Below are 15,026 nucleotides of genomic sequence, written 5' to 3'. Positions count from 1 at the left end.
TGGCAGCCTCCAAAGCTGTCTCGGCGAGCCGGTCAGCGCGCAGAACCTTACGGTTGCGCAGCCAGGTCTCGAGCCGCTTTTTGCCTGTCCGGCGAAGAGCTGCCGGGGTCTGGTAGCCGGTCAGCAGCACGAGCGGGCCGGTGTTGGTGAGGTCCAGGGCCCGCTCCAGGCCCGGGAAGATTCCGTTCAGTTGGGCACGTAGGCGGTTGACGGTGCGGGTGCGGTCGGCGACCAGGTCCGTGCGACGGCCGGTGAGGATCTTGAGGTCGGTGACGGTCTCGTCGCCGGTCCGTAAGGGGTGCAGGTCGGGCCTGGTCGGCGATGACTGCGGCGTCCTTGGCGTCGGTCTTGCCCTCGCCGCGGTAGCTTTCCGAGGCTCGCTGGATGGCCCGGCCAGAGATGTAGTGCACTGGCTGAGCGTGGTTGGTCAGGATCGCGATGGTCAGGGCGGCTCCGCCGTCGGCGTGGCCGAGGTCGGCTTCAGGGCTCCTTCTGAGGAAGAGCTGTTCGCGTCCGTCGACGCTCTGTTGAACGAGGAGCCGCACCTGCCGCCTCCGGCGGAGCGGGCCCGGCTGCGTGAGGCTGCCGGGTGAAGAACTGGGAGAACGGCCGCAGCGAGCCGAAGTCACCGCGGCTGGATGCCTACCAGCGGCTGCTGAACGGGTGGGCCGTTGACGGTGGCGACCTGGACGAGACGCTGTTCGTGGCGGCCGTGGCCGCGGGCGTCGTCACGGTGGATGACGGGGATCTCCTTCCAGGGCAGGGCGTGGAGTTGACGGGCTTGGTTGCGCTGGTTGTTCTTGATGGTCAGCAGGTAGTGGGCGCCGCGTTCGTGCAGGTAGGCGGCGTGGTCGCGTTGGGCGTGGAGGGCGTCGGCGGTGACGACGGCCCCCTTGAGATCAGCGTCGTCGAGCTGGTCGAGCAGGGGTTGGAACTCGGGGGTTTCGTTGGTCATCGCGCCGATCTCGCGGGAGGCGAGGGTGATGCCGTCGCCGTGCCGGACGGCGGAGAGCACGAAGACCCGGCTGCCGTCCGGGCGCTTCGCACTGCGCAGGCACTTGCCGTCCACCGCGATGGCCCGGCGCCGGGAGCGCACCGGTTCGGCGCGGGCGGCCGCCCGGTGGGCGCGGCGCTGTTCGCGTTCGATGCCGCCGTCGGGCATGAGCGGCTCGGGAGAGTGGGACACCGTGGACAGCAGGGGCCGCAGGTGGTCGTAGCGGGCCGCGCTGACCTCACCGGGATCGAGCCGCCCCAGAACGGTGCGCAAGGTCTTCTCGCTCGGGATCCGGTAGCGGCCGCGCAACGGATGGTAGGGCAGACCGAAAGCGGCCAGTTCCTCAGGCGTCGCACGTCGGCACCACTCCGCCGCCGCGGTGATGGAGTCATGGCCCGCCGGGGTCATCGCACAGACCACCAGGGCCAGCAGCGAGGAGACCCGGTAGCGCACCCCGCACGCCCCGCGAGGATCGGTGACCGACTCGAACTCGGCAACCAGGCCGCGGACTTGGCCTCGTGCAGCATCCGAGCCGAGGGCCTCCAGGCGGGGCGCCGGAGAGACGGGAACGACGGCAGGGGATGATGGAGGAACGAACACGGCACCTTCGTGGATCTTGCAGCGTAGAGAACTCCATGATCCACAGGTGCCGTGTTCATCTGCTTCCGGGGCCCGCCAGCATGATCAACCGGCCCAGGCGGGGGCGAGCCGGGCAAACGCCGGGGCCCTGCCTTGTCCGGGGCGCGGTTCTATGTATGTGCGGTGATCGAGCACGGCAGCCGCCGGATCCGGGTCCTCGGCGCCACCGCGCACCCCACCGCATCCTGGGTGACACAAGTTGCGAAGAACCTCGTCATGGACCTCGAAGACGCCGACTGCCGGGCCAAGTTCCTGATCCGGGACCGGGACGGAAAGTTTCCCGCCCTGTTCGACACCGTCCTCAACGATGCAGGGATCGAGGTAGTACTCAGCGGAGTACGGATGCCGCGCATGAACTCGCTCATGGAAAGGTGGGTGCAGACCTGCCGGCACGAGCTGCCGGACCGCACCCTGATCTGGAACCAGCGCACCTGCTCCACGCACTACGCGAGTTCGAAGACTTCTACAACTCCCACCGGCCCCATCAAGGCATCGCCAACGCCCGCCCATTACGCCCCTTACCGATGCCAATCGGCGATCCGGAGCAGATTACCCACCTCGACATACGACGACGCCAACGACTCGGCGGCATCCTCCACGAGTATCGACATGGCGTCTGAAACCGGGCGGATGAGCTTTTCGGCAGGCGCAGCGTCGGCGAGGTCGTTGTCGCGGTGGGCTGCGGGCGGGGGCCGGAGGCGATGGCGCGGTCCCGAACGCCGTCGGTGAGCTTGGCGGCAATCTTGGCGGCGGCCTCGAACGTGGCGCGGGTCTGATCCATCGCGGCGACGTCGGTCGCCTGCTCCGGGACGCGGCCGGCCTTCCGGTCCGTACGGGGCGACCGCAGACGAGACCTCGAAGCGGCGGGCACGGCGACGGTGTGCGGCCGGGAGCGGGAGCCCAGGCGGTCAGCGCGGCGCACCGCGTGGATCCGGGTCCTCAGCGCGTCGGCGGCGAGGCGGGCCCCCTCGGCACGAAGCGCGAGACGCTGACGGAGTGTCGAGGCGGGCACGGAAGTCTTCAGCGGCAAGGGCAAGTTGAGCACATCGTCGTACTCGGTGAACGTGGGCTGACGCCCAGCCCCACCCCGTCCACGGCTCCGGGCCCGTGTCCCTTTGGGGGGCGCGGGCCCGCAGCGACAGTGGCGGCGGGGACTGCGTAGAGATCGCCCCCTGCCCTCACTCCCCCACCACCGCGATGCACATCCGCGACTCCAAAAGCCCCGGCGGCCCAGGCCTCACCGTCGCCGGTGAAGCCTGGGCCGCGTTCCTCTTCTACAGGTAGTACCAGTCCACGGCCACGTCCTGGCCGCCATAGCCGGTCGCGATGATGGAGACGTTGATGACGGGGTTGCCCTTGGTCTTGCCGCCCACATACCAGCACTTGATGAACTGGAAGCCGCGCGAGGGCGGGCAGCTCTGGTCGGAGCGGTAACCGACCTTACGGCCGTTCATGGTCAGGGTGTCGGCAGCGAGGAGATGCACGCCGTCCCAGTACGAGTCGGATCCCGCCCCGTCGCAGGCCGTGAGCTTGCTGCCGGTCGAGGCGTCGCCCGTCGAGGCCGCGGCCTGCTGAGTGCCGTTGTACCAATGGGTGGAGGCGCAGTTGGCCAGCCGCTTCACCTGCGTCGCGCGCCAGCTGAAGTCGCCGCTGTACGTCAGCGTGTCCGCCAGGGCTGTTCCGGCGGTGATACCGAGCGCGAGCGCCACGGCGGTCAGCACCATGCCGATGCGGGCCGCGATCCTTGCTCGACGTGAGCGCTTGTGGGGCGTAGGCGTCATTGTCCTGTCTTTCGCTCTGGAGGAAGAACTGATGACTGGACGTGAGAGTGGCTGGCCCGTAGATCGTCGGCGTGGCGTGATCATTCCTCGGCCGTAACGAACTCTCTTTTCTTCCGGCGATCTTGATGTGAGCGTCCTTTGCCCGTGTCTTTACGGACCCGCTGACCGCCGTGGCAACCCCTTCGCCCGCCCCTGTCCGGCCACTTACTGACTTCGGCTCGTCAGGGTGACGCTGGTCCGTCGAGTGCCAGGCCGGTGCCCGCTATGAAGCCATCGAGGATGTCGGGCCGGTACTGAAGACGCTTGAGTCGGTTGCGGACGAGGGCCTCAAGCCGGTCGAGGGCGACCACGGCGAGGTTGGCCAGGCTGCGCTTGACGTGCGCCCATACCCCCTCGACGGGGTTGAGGTCGGGCGAGTAGGCGGGCAGCAGGAACACCGTCAGCCGTGCACGCTCGGCGATCAACTCACGCATAGCGTGGGACACGTGGGTGTTCAAGCGGTCCCACACCAACACGATCGGCGCTTTGACGAGTTGGTGGACGCCGTCGATCAGCGCGATGAAGTCGCGCTCGCCCATGGCGCGGCGCTTGCCTTTGCCCGCGCGGTGGACGCGCAGGCGGTGGCACAGCCGGGTGCGGGAGCCGGGCCGCATCGCGATCAGCCCGGCCACCGACAGCCGCGCCGAGGGTCGCCCGCTGACCGCCACTTGCGGAGTCACGCCGCGCCGGCCCCAGGTACGTCCTCTGGGCGGCCGTCGGGTGAAGCCTGCCTCGGCCTCGAAACAGACGTAGCCTCCGCAAGCCGCCCGGGCTCTTTTACCTCGGTCCAGGTCGCCTCCTTCCACGCGGTGACGGCCTGCTCGTCGCGTTCTGCGACCCGCCGCGCGGGGACCTGCGGGCTGAAGCCGAGCCGGTGCATCAGCCTCGTCGCCCCGGAGACGCTGTAGGAGACGTGGAACTTCCTGCCGATCAGTGTGGCCACCCTCGCCGCGGTCCACACCTGGTCCTCCACCCAGCCATGCGCGGCCGGCCCCTGCTCCAGATACCCGGCCAGCTTCTCCAGACAACGCGGGGACAGGCGACACCGCGATCCGCTCGGGCCACGGGATGCCAGAGCCTGCACGCCGCCGTCCCGCCACAACTGCTGCCATCGATAGGCCGACTTCAAGCTCACCCGCAGGCGCCGTGCCACCTCCGACGGCTTGATCTCCTGCTCGAACAACTTGGCCGCCTGTAGCCGTACCCCTCTCCCGGCGCCGACGTCCCGCGGCGGTCAGCCCGCCCCCATCCGCATACCTCACACACCACGGAATACAGCCACCACCCGAAGCCCCTGAGGGACTTCGCGATGATTCACCCTGAGCCGAAGTCAGTAACGGGTCACAGCAGGCCTGGCCGGTGCGGCGACCGCGGCGACGGTCGCCTGACTGGGCGTCCTCGCGGTCGCTGGCCGGGTTTGGTGCGCCGAGGCTAGCGTGTCGGCTGTCCGGGCCGGCTTGTCGTGGTGAATCGAGCGGTTGGTGCCGGTCAGGGGTGCTCCGTTGCCGCCGCGTCGTTCGGCCACGATTTCGGCGGCGATGGACAGGGCGGTCTCCTCGGGCGTTCGGGCGCCCAGGTCGAGGCCGATCGGCGAACGAAGGCGGGCCAGTTCGAGTTCGGTGGCTCCGGCCGCACGCAGGCGTCGGGTGCGGTCCTGGTGGGTGCGGCGCGAGCCCATGGCGCCGACGTAGGCGACCGGAAGCCGTAGCGCGATACGCAGCAGGGGTATGTCGAACTTGGCGTCGTGGGTGAGTACGCACAGCACAGTTCGGCTGTCGATGTCGGTGGACTCCAGGTAGCGGTGTGGCCAGTCGGCGGCGACCTGGTCCGCTTCCGGGAAGCGGGCAGTGGTGGCGAACATCGGGCGGGCGTCGCAGACCGTCACGTGGTAGCCGAGGAACTTGCCGATCCGGGTCAGGGCACCCGAGAAGTCGATCGCCCCGAAGATGATCATCCGGGGTGGTGGAACGCTGGATTCGATCAGCAGGGTAACCGGTCTTCCGCAGTGCGAGCCGTCCTCGCCGATGACGGCAGTGCCGGTGTCGTGCATGGTTCGGGCCATCGCGGCGGCGGTGGCATCCAGTGCGCGGTGACCGCCGAGGGTGCCTTCGTGAGAGCCGTCAGGACGTACGAGGAGGGGCCGTGCGGTCAGGTCGCCGGGTCCATCGACGATGCGGGCCAACGCCACGGTCTCGCCCGCCGAGAAGGCGGCCAGTGCCGCCGCGATCACCTCACCGTCCGCCGTCCCGGCTCGCACCGGGGTGATCAGGATGTCGATGATGCCGCCGCAGGTCAGGCCCACCGCGAAGGCGTCCGAGTCGCTGTAGCCGAAGCGTTCGAGGACCGGTACGCCGTCCTGGAGCACCTGTCGGCACAGTTCGTACACCGCGCCCTCCACGCAGCCGCCGGAGACGGAACCGATGACCACGCCGTCGCCGTCGACGGCGAGGGCGGCACCTACCGGTCGCGGCGCGCTGCCGGTGACAGCAACCACGGTGGCTACGGCGAAGTCCCTGCCGCTGGCGACCCAGTCGGTGAGCTGGTCGGCGATGTCGATCATTCGGTCTCCAAAACAGGCCGGTGCGAGACGCGAGGAAGGTCTCCTCGCTGGTGGTTAAACCGGCCAGACCTGGTCACGCTTTGGCGTGCTCGTCAGCTTCGCTGGCCGCGCCCAACCGGGCGGACGTGGTCGATGCCTTTGCGCGACAACAACCGAGCCGGGCAGTTGGTCGGCGACGGTGGCGTCCTGCCAGGTCATCCTCGGAAACGAAATGAGCGTGGAAGGCGCTGTTGGCCAGCCTGGCGGCGGCCACGAGTATGGATGCCGGACGCCGAGGCCGGGCAGTGGTTACAGCGTCTTGTCCAGGGAGATCGGTAGGTCTCGGACGCGTCGGCCGGTGGCGTGGAAAACGGCGTTGGCGATCGCGGCTGCCACGCCGGTCACGCCGACCTCGCCGAGACCGATGATGCCCAGGGGCATTGTCTTGTCCGGTTCGTTGAGCCAGGCGACGTCGATCGGCGGGATGTCGGCGTGCACCGGCAGGTAGTAGGAGTCGAGGCCGGCGCTCATGGTCCGGCCGTTGCGGGGGTCGATCAGGGTCTGCTCCGACAACGCCATGCCGATGCCCATGACGATGGACCCGCGCAGTTGGCTGGCGGCGGTCTTCGGGTTGATGACGTGGCCGACGTCGAACATGCCGAGCCAGCGTGAGATCCGTAGTTCGCCGGTGTCGGCGTTCACCCGTACCTCGCAGAACTGCGCGCCGCGGGCGGCTTTGGACCAGCGTTGGTCTTTCAGGAAGGTGGTCAGGAACCGGCCTTGGCTGCGTAGTGCGCCGAGCCGGGTGGTGGATCCGACCGAGGCTTCGAGGAAGGGGATGTGCGCCGCTCGTAGGGTGGTCGCCGGTTCTTGACCGGTGGTGCCCGTACGCCGGGCCAGCGCGGTGACCTTCCGGGTGAGTTCGGCGCAGGCGGCGAGGACGCTGGTGGCGACGGTCGCGGTCTGGTTGGAGTTGCCGGCCATCGGCCCGGGCGGCAGGGCGGTGTCGCCGTACTCGACCCGGACCTTCTCGTATCCGATACCGAGCGCGTCGGCGGTGATCTGTGCCTGGACGGTCGCGGCGCCCATGCCCATCTCGTGGAAGCTGCACTGCACGAGCGCGGTGCCGTCGTCGCTGAGCCGCACCTTGACGTCGGCGGTCAGCCGCACGGCCGGGTGATAGGCCGCGGCCGTGCCCATGCCGACGAGCCATTCGCCGTCGCGCATGGAGCGCGGTCGGGGATCGCGGTTCGCCCAGCCGAAGCGTTCGGCGCCGGTCTGGAAGGCTTCGCGCAGCATCCGCTGGGAGAACTTCTTGCCGCCGGTCGGATCGGTCTTGGGTTCGTTGCGCATCCGCAAGGCGATCGGGTCCATCGCCAGTTCGTAGGCGAGTTCGTCCATGGCCGATTCCAGTACGAAGCTGCCGATCGCCTCGCCGGGGGCACGCAGCGAGGTGTTGGGCAGCAGATCCATTTCGGCGAGGTTCTGCCGGGTGAGCACATTGTCGGCGCCGTAGAGGTGCCGGGCCGGTGAACTGGTCGCTTCGAGCAGGCCGCCGACGGAGCCGGTGCGGGTGATGCTGTCCTGGATCAGTGCGGTGAGTTGGCCGTCGCGGGTCGCGCCGAGCGCGATCCGGTTGCTCGAGGCGGTGCGCCCGCCGGCGGACCAACTGACGGCCTTGCGGCTCAGCGCCAGGCGCACGGGTCGCCCGACGGCCTTGGCCGCCATCGCGGCGATGACCGTGCCGGGCCAGACGGCGAACTTTCCGCCGAAGGCGCCGCCGACGAACTCGGCCCGCACCCTGACGTGGGATGCCGGCACGCCGAACCGCCAGGCGAGGTACTTGTGGGTCTGATCGGTGGACTGGGTGGTGTCGTGCACGGTGAGGTGGCCGCCGTCCCAGCTGGCGGTCGTCGCGTGCGGTTCGATCGCGTTGTGTTGCAGGCCGGGCGTGGTGTAGTGCAGGTCGACGGAGACTTCCGCGGTGGCCAGCGCCGCGTCGGCGTCACCTTTTTTCGCCACGCCGGCGAAGGTGAGGTCGCCCTTGGCCACGGTGGCGTTCTTCTGCTCGACGGCGAAGTCCACCCGCGCGGGCACCTCGCGGTAGGTCATCGTGACGAGCGGGGCGGCCTCGTTCGCCGCGGCCGAGTTTTCCGCGATCACGACGGCGATGGGTTGGCCGTCCCAGAAGACCTGATCGGTGTTGAGGTAGTCGACCGCGGTTCCCGAGATGCTCGGTCCCAGGTCCCGGATGATGTTGGCTTTGCGTACCGGGCGGATCCGCGGCGCGTTGAGATGGGTGAGGACCGCCAGGACGCCGGGCACTGCGGCTGCCGCGGCGGTGTCGATGCCGGTGATCGTGCCGCGGGCGATGGTGGCGTGCACCATGGTGGCGTAGGTGAGGTTCGGGTAGCGGTGCTCGGCGGAGAACAGTGCCGTCCCGGTCACTTTCGCGTGGCCGTCGCGGCGGTCGACCGGGCGGCCGACCGCGCCGCCGACCGGCACGGACGCATCCGTGTTCGCGCCGGGTTCGCCCTGGGGATTGGCGTGTGTGGTCACGATCCGCTCCGTTCGGTGGTGAGTTTGCGAAGCACGGCCACGACCGTCCGGCGGGCCAGGTCGATCTTGAAGGCGTTGCCGGACAGGGGAATGGCGGCGGCGAGCTCGGCGGCGGCGGCGGTGGCGAAGCTCTGCTCGGTGGCTTGGGCGCCGAGCAGCGACTGCTCCGCGGCGCGTGCCCGCCATGGCTTGGTCGCGACGCCGCCGAGTGCCAGCCGGACGTCGGTGATGCGGCCGTCGGTGCCGATGTCGAGGGCGGCGGCGACCGAGACGAGGGCGAAGGCGTACGACGCCCGGTCACGGACCTTGCGGTAGTGCGACCGGGCGGCGACCGGCAGCGGCGGCAGCTCGATCGCGGTGATGAGTTCGTCGGCTTCGAGTTCGGACTCCCGATGCGGGGTGGTGCCCGGGAGCCGGTGGAAGTCGGTCAGCGCGATGCGGCGGCTGCCGCGGCTGCTGCGGACCTCCACGACGGCGTCGATGGCGGCCAGCGCGACGGCCATGTCCGAGGGGTGGGTGGCGACGCAGTCGTCACTGGTGCCGAGCACCGCGTTGCCCCGGTTGAAGCCCTCGCGGGCCGAGCAGCCGGCACCAGGCTCCCGCTTGTTGCACGCCGAGGCCTCGTCGTAGAAGTAGAGGCAGCGGGTGCGTTGCAGCAGGTTGCCGCCGACCGTGGCCATGTTACGGATCTGCCCGGTGGCGCCCAGCAGGATGGCCTGGGACAGCAACGGGTAGCGGGCGCGCACGTCCGGGTGGGCCGCCAGGGTGCTGTTGCGGACCAGCGCCCCGATGCGGAGCCCGCCGTCGGGGAGTTCCTCGATGCCGTTGAGCGGCAGCCGGGTGATGTCGATGAGCGTGGCGGGCGCCTCTATGCCTTCGCGCATGAGGTCGACGAGGTTGGTGCCGCCGCCGAGGAACTTGGCGCCGGGCTCGGCGGTGATCTGCCGCAGGGCGGCGTCGACGTCGGGGGGACTGAGGTAGCTGAAGGTCTTCATGACGCGACTTCCTGGATCGCCTCGGCGATGCCGTTGTAGGCCCCGCAGCGGCAGATGTTGCCGCTCATCCGTTCGCGGATCTCCGCGGGTGTCAGTGTTTCGGGGGTCAGTCCCTCGGTGGCTGCGCTCGGTGCGCCCGCGGCGTACTCGCTCAGCATCCCGATCGCCGAGCAGATCTGGCCCGGCGTGCAGTACCCGCATTGCAGGCCGTCTTTGCGGACGAAGGCCTCCTGCAGCGGGTGGGCGATGCCCTCGATCGTGGTGATCTCCCGACCTTCGTACTGCACCGCCAGGGCCAGGCAGGACACGATGCGTCTCCCGTCGACCAGCAGTGTGCAGGCGCCGCAGGCCCCTTGGTCGCAGCCTTTCTTGGTGCCGGTCAGCCACAGGTGTTCGCGGAGCACGTCGAGCAGGCTGACCTGCGGCGCGACGTCCGCGATGTGGTCTTCTCCGTTGATCCGGAGTCGAAGCTCGGGCATTGGGGTCACGTCCTTGCCGGTGAGGATCGGTGGCCGGTGACTGGGGTCGCCGACCCTGTGGGGTAGAGCCGTAGTAACGCCCGCAGTAGGCGGTTTTCCGGTATTTCGTCGCCGCGCCGCCCAACCGGTCTCCCAGACGTCGACCCGCTCATCGACATCGAACCGGGATGGCATAGCTGGATTCGACAGGCAGACGCGTTCAGAAGGAATGCGGGCCGAATCGTCCCCACGCCACGACTGCGGCCATCGCCAGCAGCACCAGATTGAGCATGATCATCGGGGTTTCCTTCTGGCGGGCATGGGTGATCGCGGCACCGATCATGAGCGCGATCAGGCCGGTCGCGGCCAGCGGCACCAGAATGGGAGCGATGTCCACGAGTGCGGGCAGGGTCAGACCGACTGCGGCCAGCACCTCCAAAGCCCCGAGCGCCTTGACGGCGACGGGATTGACGCCCTCGACCCAGCCCAAGCCGGCTGCAGCCAGCTTCTCCTTCGGCCGGAGCACCGTCATCAGACCGACGGCCAGAAATATCGCCGCGAGCACGCCCGCAAGGATCCACAAAAGTATGTTCATCAGGACTTCTCCACGATTGGTTGAATGTTCAACTGCAAGATATGTCTTGATCGCTTGAGCCCCGACAGTGAACCCCTACCGCAGAACCGGTCTCCCGGACGTCGGCCCGTTCATCGACGTCGCAGAGGCCGAGCAGGCACGACTCGACGTGGCGATCGTGGTCGGGTGGGCTGAGGGTGGGAACTGTCCGGCACGAAGGACGCCGTCGGCAGGACAACGGTCATCGCGGACGGCGGCTACCGCATTTACGGGACAGCGCTCAGACCGGGAACTTCACACCGGTGAGGTCCTCGGAGACCGTCCACAGGCGTTGCTGGACGGTCCGGTCGTGGGACTCCGGACTGGACTCGACGACCTTCGGGTGTCCTCGGGACTCGCCCATCCGGTCGGGGCCGTAGTACTGGCCGCCGCGGACGGCGGGGTCGGTGGCCGCGCGCAGGGTCGGCAGGGCGCCCATCTCCGGCTTCTGGCTCATCAAGGGCCCGATCACGGGGGCGATCACCCGCATCGCGGCGGGGAGGTTGCGCACCAGGTCGGTATTGGCCAGACCCGGGTGTGCGGCCACCGAGATCGTGGTGCTGAGCGAGCCGAGACGGCGTTGCAGTTCGTAGGTGAACATCAGGTTCGCCAGCTTCGACTGCCCGTAGGCCGCGACGCGGCTGTAGTCCCGCTCCGACTGCAGGTCGTCGAAGCGGATGGCGGCCCGCATGCGGTGGGCGAGGCTGCTGACCGTCACCACCCGCGAGCCCTGCACGGGCAGCAGCAGGTCCAGCACCAGCCCGGTGAACGCGAAGTGCCCGAGGTGGTTGGTGCCGAACTGCAGCTCGAACCCGTCGCGGGTGGTCTGCTTCGGCGGCTGCATCACACCGGCGTTGTTGATCAGCAGGTCGATCCCCCTGTGTGTGCCGTGCAGGTCGGCCGCGGCGGCGCGGACCGACTCCAGTGACGTCAGGTCCAGCTCCTGCACGGTGACGTCGCCGGATATGCGGGCGGCCGCCTGCCTGCCCTTCTCGACGTCCCGCACGGCCAGCACCACCGTCGCCCCGTGTTCCGCCAGAGCACGGGCGGTCTCAAAGCCCAGGCCGGTGTTGGCGCCGGTCACGACCGCCACCCGCCCCTTCTGCTCGGGGATGTCACGCTCGGTCCACTTCATGTCAGTCTCCCTATAGACCGGAGGTCTCTTGTGGTCCCGACAGTAAGAGACCGACGGTCTGGTGTCAAGAGACCGCTGGTATGTAAACTGGGGTGCATGACCTTCCAGCGAGCACGCAGCAAGGAGCAGCGCGAGATCCGGCGCCAGACGATCCTGGACACGGCGGCGGCGATGCTCGACGAGATGCCGGTGGCCGACCTGAGCCTCAACGAGCTGAGCCGGCGGGTCGGGCTGGCCAAGTCGAACGTGCTGCGGTACTTCGAGTCCCGTGAGGCGGTGCTGTTCGAACTGCTCGTGCGCGCCATGGAGAGATGGCTGGCGCAGGTGCCGGACGAACTGGCCAAGGGTGTCGACCCACACCTGTCGGCGCGTGAACGCGGCGACCAGGTGGCCGCGATACTCGGCGCGTCCCTCGCACGCCAGAGGGTGCTGCTCGATCTCGTCAACGCCCAGGCCAATGTGCTGGAGCACAACGTGTCCGTCGACGTCGTGCTGCGGCACAAGAGGTCAGCCATCGCCGGCATCACGACCACGGCCGACCTCATCCGCCAGTACGTGCCCGAAGTCGGCGATGGCGCCTGGACGGTGGCCTTGATGACGGTGATCCTGGCCGGCACCCTTTCGCCCTACTGCCGGCCCTCCGCCAGCGTGCTCGCCGCCTACGAAGCCGACCCCACCGTGACGGAGCTCCGCCTGGACCTGCGCGCCACCCTGGAAAACACCGTCGCCACGCTGATCGCGGGCACGGTGGCGCGGGCCTGACGTTGTCGTCAAGGTGCGCCAGGACGAACTGCTCGCGCTCCAGAAGGGGGCACCAGTTCGGACCGTTTGGTCAGCCTGAGCTGCCTGCCCCGAGCGGCGGGAGTTAGATGAGCCGCAGCCGGACATTCCCGGAGGGAGGACGCCGCCGTGGCGGGGAAGCGGGACGAATGGCTGGGGCGGCGCCGGGTGCACCTGCGGCTGCGGTTTTGCAGGGCGAGTCCACCGGCTCGTACGTGACGCGGCTGGCTGCCCGCAACAACCGCCCTGCGGAAGAGGTACTGCGGAGCATGGGCACCGGCCCGGTGCCGGTGCTCTTGCGAGCCGACTGGAGCGCTCAGCCGACGAGCGTGGGCTGGCGGTGACAGCACCCCGCCTCCCTGGCTGACAGGGACAAGTAGCGTGCCGCCCTGATGACAACTGCGGTGCCTCACCGCCACAAAATCGCAGGTCTGTGCGAGTTGTGGGTGACACCTGTCGTGCTTCGGCACATTGTTGAGCCGGGGACTGTAAAACGTTCGATGCTGAGCGGCCTCCCCGTCTGGCGTTCCTCTGTTTTCACCGGACACGGTGATGGCCGTCCAAGGAGAACCGACGTCTCCGATGCGGCCGTCACAGTGGTGAGGTCAGTGGCTGGTGAGTTCGCCGGTGAGCTTGCCGTGGAGGTCGGCGCTGGGGTCGTTGAGGCCGATGATTTCTACCGTCTTGCCGCGCTGGGCGTACTTGGTCTCGATCGCGTCCAGGGCGGCGACGGAGGAGGCGTCCCAGACGTGCGCCGCGCTCAGGTCGATGACGATCCTGTCCGGGTCGGTGGCGTAGTCGAACTGGCCGACGAGGTCGTTGGAGGAAGCGAAGAACAGCTCGCCGGTCACCGAGTACACCACCGTGGCGTGGTCGGGGTCGGTGACGGAGGTGACGTTGGCGAGGTGGGCGACGCGCTTGGCGAAGATGACCATCGCGGTGACGGAGCCGACGACGACGCCGATGGCGAGGTTAGAGGTGGCGACCACGCAGGCCACGGTGATGACCATGACGGCGATCTCCCCGGCCGGCATCCGCTTGAGGGTCTTGGGGGCGATGGAGTGCCAGTCGAACGTTGCGAACGACACCATCACCATCACCGCGACCAGGGCGGCCATCGGGATGTCGGAGACGACCGGTCCGAAGACGATGCACAGCACCATCAGGAACGAGCCCGCCAGGAACGTGGACAGGCGGGTGCGGGCGCCGGACACCTTCACGTTGATCATGGTCTGGCCGATCATGGCGCAGCCGCCCATGCCGCCGAAGAACCCGGTGACGATGTTGGCGATGCCCTGGCCGATGGACTCGCGGGTCTTGGAGGAGTGGGTGTCGGTGATGTCGTCGACGAGCTTGGCGGTCATCAGTGACTCCATCAGGCCCACCAGTGCCATCGCGAGGGCGTAGGGGGCGATGGTGGTCAGGGTGGCCATCGTGAACGGAACGTCGGGCAGGCCGGGCACGGGCAGGGAGGACGGCAGGGCGCCCTTGTCTCCGACGGTCGGCACGGCGATCGCGGCGGCGACGGTGATGACGGTGAGGATGACGATGGAGACGAGCGGGGCCGGGATCACCTTGGTGACCTTCGGGAAGAACACCATCAGCGCGAGACCGCCGATGATCAGCGGATAGACGGGCCACGGCACGTCGTGCATCTCTGGGATCTGCGCCATGAAGATCAGGATGGCGAGGGCGTTGACGAAGCCGACCATCACCGAACGGGGCACGAACCGCATCAGCTTGGCCACCCCGAGCGCGCCCAAGGCGACCTGGATGACGCCGGCCAGGATGACGGCGGCGACCAGGTAGCCGAAGCCGTGCTCACGGTTCAGCGGGGCGATGACCAGCGCGACGGCGCCGGTCGCGGCGGAGATCATCGCGCGGCGGCCGCCGACGATGGAGATGGTCACGGCCATGGTGAACGAAGCGAACAGACCGATCGCCGGGTCGACCCCGGCGATGATCGAGAACGAGATCGCCTCGGGAATCAGGGCCAGGGCGACGACCAGGCCGGCCAGGACCTCGGTGCGCCAGACCTTCGGGTCGGCAATCCAGTCGGGCTTGAGGCCTCGCAGCCGCGCGGCGGGAGTCACAGCAGCAGAAGACAAGGAGATGCGTACCTGTCGTGCTCGGGCACCCCCATCGGCAGGCCGGGGTGTGCGGGAAGGACGCGCAGGGACCAGGTCGGCGCCCCGCGGACGGCCCGCACAGCGGGCCGGAAGTCGAAAAGGGGACGCGAGGCAGGTGGCACACACTGGCGGCCGGGCAGCTCACATCCGCGGGCGAAGGGTCACGGCGGGCAGGCGGCGGCGATCGGCGTCAAGGGCTCGCGCACGCTCTCTCTCCTGCATGAATCGGATCTTCGCCGGGGGCACCATCGGCCCCGGAACGGCAGTGGCGGGGCAGCCCGGGCCGCCCTCACCGGCAACAACTCTACCCTAACGTTAAAGTAGAGGTGGGTGGGGTCGCACGGGACGCGGCCCGCCACAAGGGG

The 15,026-nt window shown here is 68.8% G+C and carries 10 protein-coding genes and 6 pseudogenes; 5 read left to right on the top strand and 11 right to left on the bottom strand.

Annotation, left to right across the window (positions count from 1 at the left end; translation table 11 throughout):
* Position 1: 1 nt before the first annotated feature.
* Positions 2-464, bottom strand: a pseudogene (locus QA802_RS40770) (IS110 family transposase); the annotation flags it as partial.
* On the opposite strand from QA802_RS40770, the pseudogene QA802_RS41860 reads away from it, so the two are divergent.
* Positions 465-670, top strand: a pseudogene (locus QA802_RS41860) (hypothetical protein); the annotation flags it as partial.
* Here the strand turns inward: QA802_RS41860 and QA802_RS40765 are convergent.
* A pseudogene (locus tag QA802_RS40765) lies at positions 668-1,594 on the bottom strand (ISAs1 family transposase); the annotation flags it as partial. The pseudogenes QA802_RS41860 and QA802_RS40765 overlap by 3 nt on opposite strands.
* Before the next feature lie 132 nt (positions 1,595-1,726).
* On the opposite strand from QA802_RS40765, the pseudogene QA802_RS40760 reads away from it, so the two are divergent.
* Positions 1,727-2,253 (top strand): annotated as a pseudogene (locus QA802_RS40760) (integrase core domain-containing protein); the annotation flags it as partial.
* 487 nt (positions 2,254-2,740) lie between these two features.
* Positions 2,741-2,917: a DUF397 domain-containing protein gene (locus QA802_RS40755; protein ID WP_334534078.1), complete on the top strand. Its 177-nt coding sequence runs from the start codon at positions 2,741-2,743 to the stop codon at positions 2,915-2,917.
* Here the strand turns inward: QA802_RS40755 and QA802_RS40750 are convergent.
* The 7 genes and pseudogenes from QA802_RS40750 to QA802_RS40715 all read right to left on the bottom strand — a co-directional run bounded on the left by QA802_RS40750 (position 2,908) and on the right by QA802_RS40715 (position 10,599).
* A complete protein-coding gene (locus QA802_RS40750; protein ID WP_334534076.1) occupies positions 2,908-3,414 on the bottom strand; it encodes a hypothetical protein in 507 nt (168 codons plus the stop codon). The two genes, QA802_RS40755 and QA802_RS40750, sit on opposite strands and share 10 nt — an antisense overlap.
* A gap of 221 nt (positions 3,415-3,635) precedes the next feature.
* Positions 3,636-4,715, bottom strand: a pseudogene (locus QA802_RS41855) (IS630 family transposase).
* A gap of 68 nt (positions 4,716-4,783) precedes the next feature.
* Positions 4,784-6,013, bottom strand: a complete 1,230-nt coding sequence (locus QA802_RS40735; protein WP_334534070.1) for an XdhC family protein — start codon at positions 6,011-6,013, stop codon at positions 4,784-4,786.
* A gap of 288 nt (positions 6,014-6,301) precedes the next feature.
* Positions 6,302-8,551, bottom strand: coding sequence for a xanthine dehydrogenase family protein molybdopterin-binding subunit (locus QA802_RS40730; protein WP_334534067.1), 2,250 nt, complete (start codon positions 8,549-8,551; stop codon positions 6,302-6,304).
* Positions 8,548-9,546 carry an FAD binding domain-containing protein gene (locus tag QA802_RS40725; protein WP_334534064.1) on the bottom strand — a complete coding sequence of 333 codons (999 nt, stop codon included), beginning with the start codon at positions 9,544-9,546 and terminating at the stop codon, positions 8,548-8,550. The genes QA802_RS40730 and QA802_RS40725 overlap by 4 nt, the downstream gene beginning before the upstream one ends.
* Entirely contained in the window at positions 9,543-10,025 is a 483-nt protein-coding gene (locus QA802_RS40720) for a 2Fe-2S iron-sulfur cluster-binding protein (RefSeq protein WP_334534061.1), read from the bottom strand. Before QA802_RS40720 ends, QA802_RS40725 begins: the two co-directional genes overlap by 4 nt.
* Positions 10,026-10,224: 199 nt before the next feature.
* A complete protein-coding gene (locus tag QA802_RS40715) occupies positions 10,225-10,599 on the bottom strand; it encodes a DoxX family protein (RefSeq protein ID WP_334534058.1) in 375 nt (124 codons plus the stop codon).
* A 177-nt stretch (positions 10,600-10,776) separates the two neighbouring features.
* Here QA802_RS40715 and QA802_RS41850 point away from each other — a divergent pair.
* Positions 10,777-10,860, top strand: a pseudogene (locus QA802_RS41850) (IS5/IS1182 family transposase); the annotation flags it as partial.
* On the opposite strand, the gene QA802_RS40710 reads toward QA802_RS41850, so the two are convergent.
* Complete coding sequence (locus tag QA802_RS40710) at positions 10,859-11,752, bottom strand: SDR family NAD(P)-dependent oxidoreductase (RefSeq protein ID WP_334534055.1); 894 nt, start codon at positions 11,750-11,752, stop codon at positions 10,859-10,861. The pseudogene QA802_RS41850 and the gene QA802_RS40710 overlap by 2 nt on opposite strands.
* A 96-nt stretch (positions 11,753-11,848) precedes the next feature.
* Here QA802_RS40710 and QA802_RS40705 point away from each other — a divergent pair, with 96 nt between their 5' ends.
* Positions 11,849-12,514 carry a TetR/AcrR family transcriptional regulator gene (locus QA802_RS40705; protein WP_334534052.1) on the top strand — a complete coding sequence of 222 codons (666 nt, stop codon included), beginning with the start codon at positions 11,849-11,851 and terminating at the stop codon, positions 12,512-12,514.
* A gap of 623 nt (positions 12,515-13,137) precedes the next feature.
* Here QA802_RS40705 and QA802_RS40700 read toward each other — a convergent pair.
* Positions 13,138-14,625: a SulP family inorganic anion transporter gene (locus QA802_RS40700; protein ID WP_334534049.1), complete on the bottom strand. Its 1,488-nt coding sequence runs from the start codon at positions 14,623-14,625 to the stop codon at positions 13,138-13,140.
* Positions 14,626-15,026 lie beyond the last annotated feature (401 nt).

It is taken from the genome of Streptomyces sp. B21-105 (assembly GCF_036898465.1).
In the GTDB taxonomy this organism is placed as follows: Bacteria; Actinomycetota; Actinomycetes; order Streptomycetales; family Streptomycetaceae; genus Streptomyces.
The sequence above is the reverse complement of the archived record's forward strand: the minus strand, read 5'-3'. Positions and strand labels throughout refer to the sequence as shown.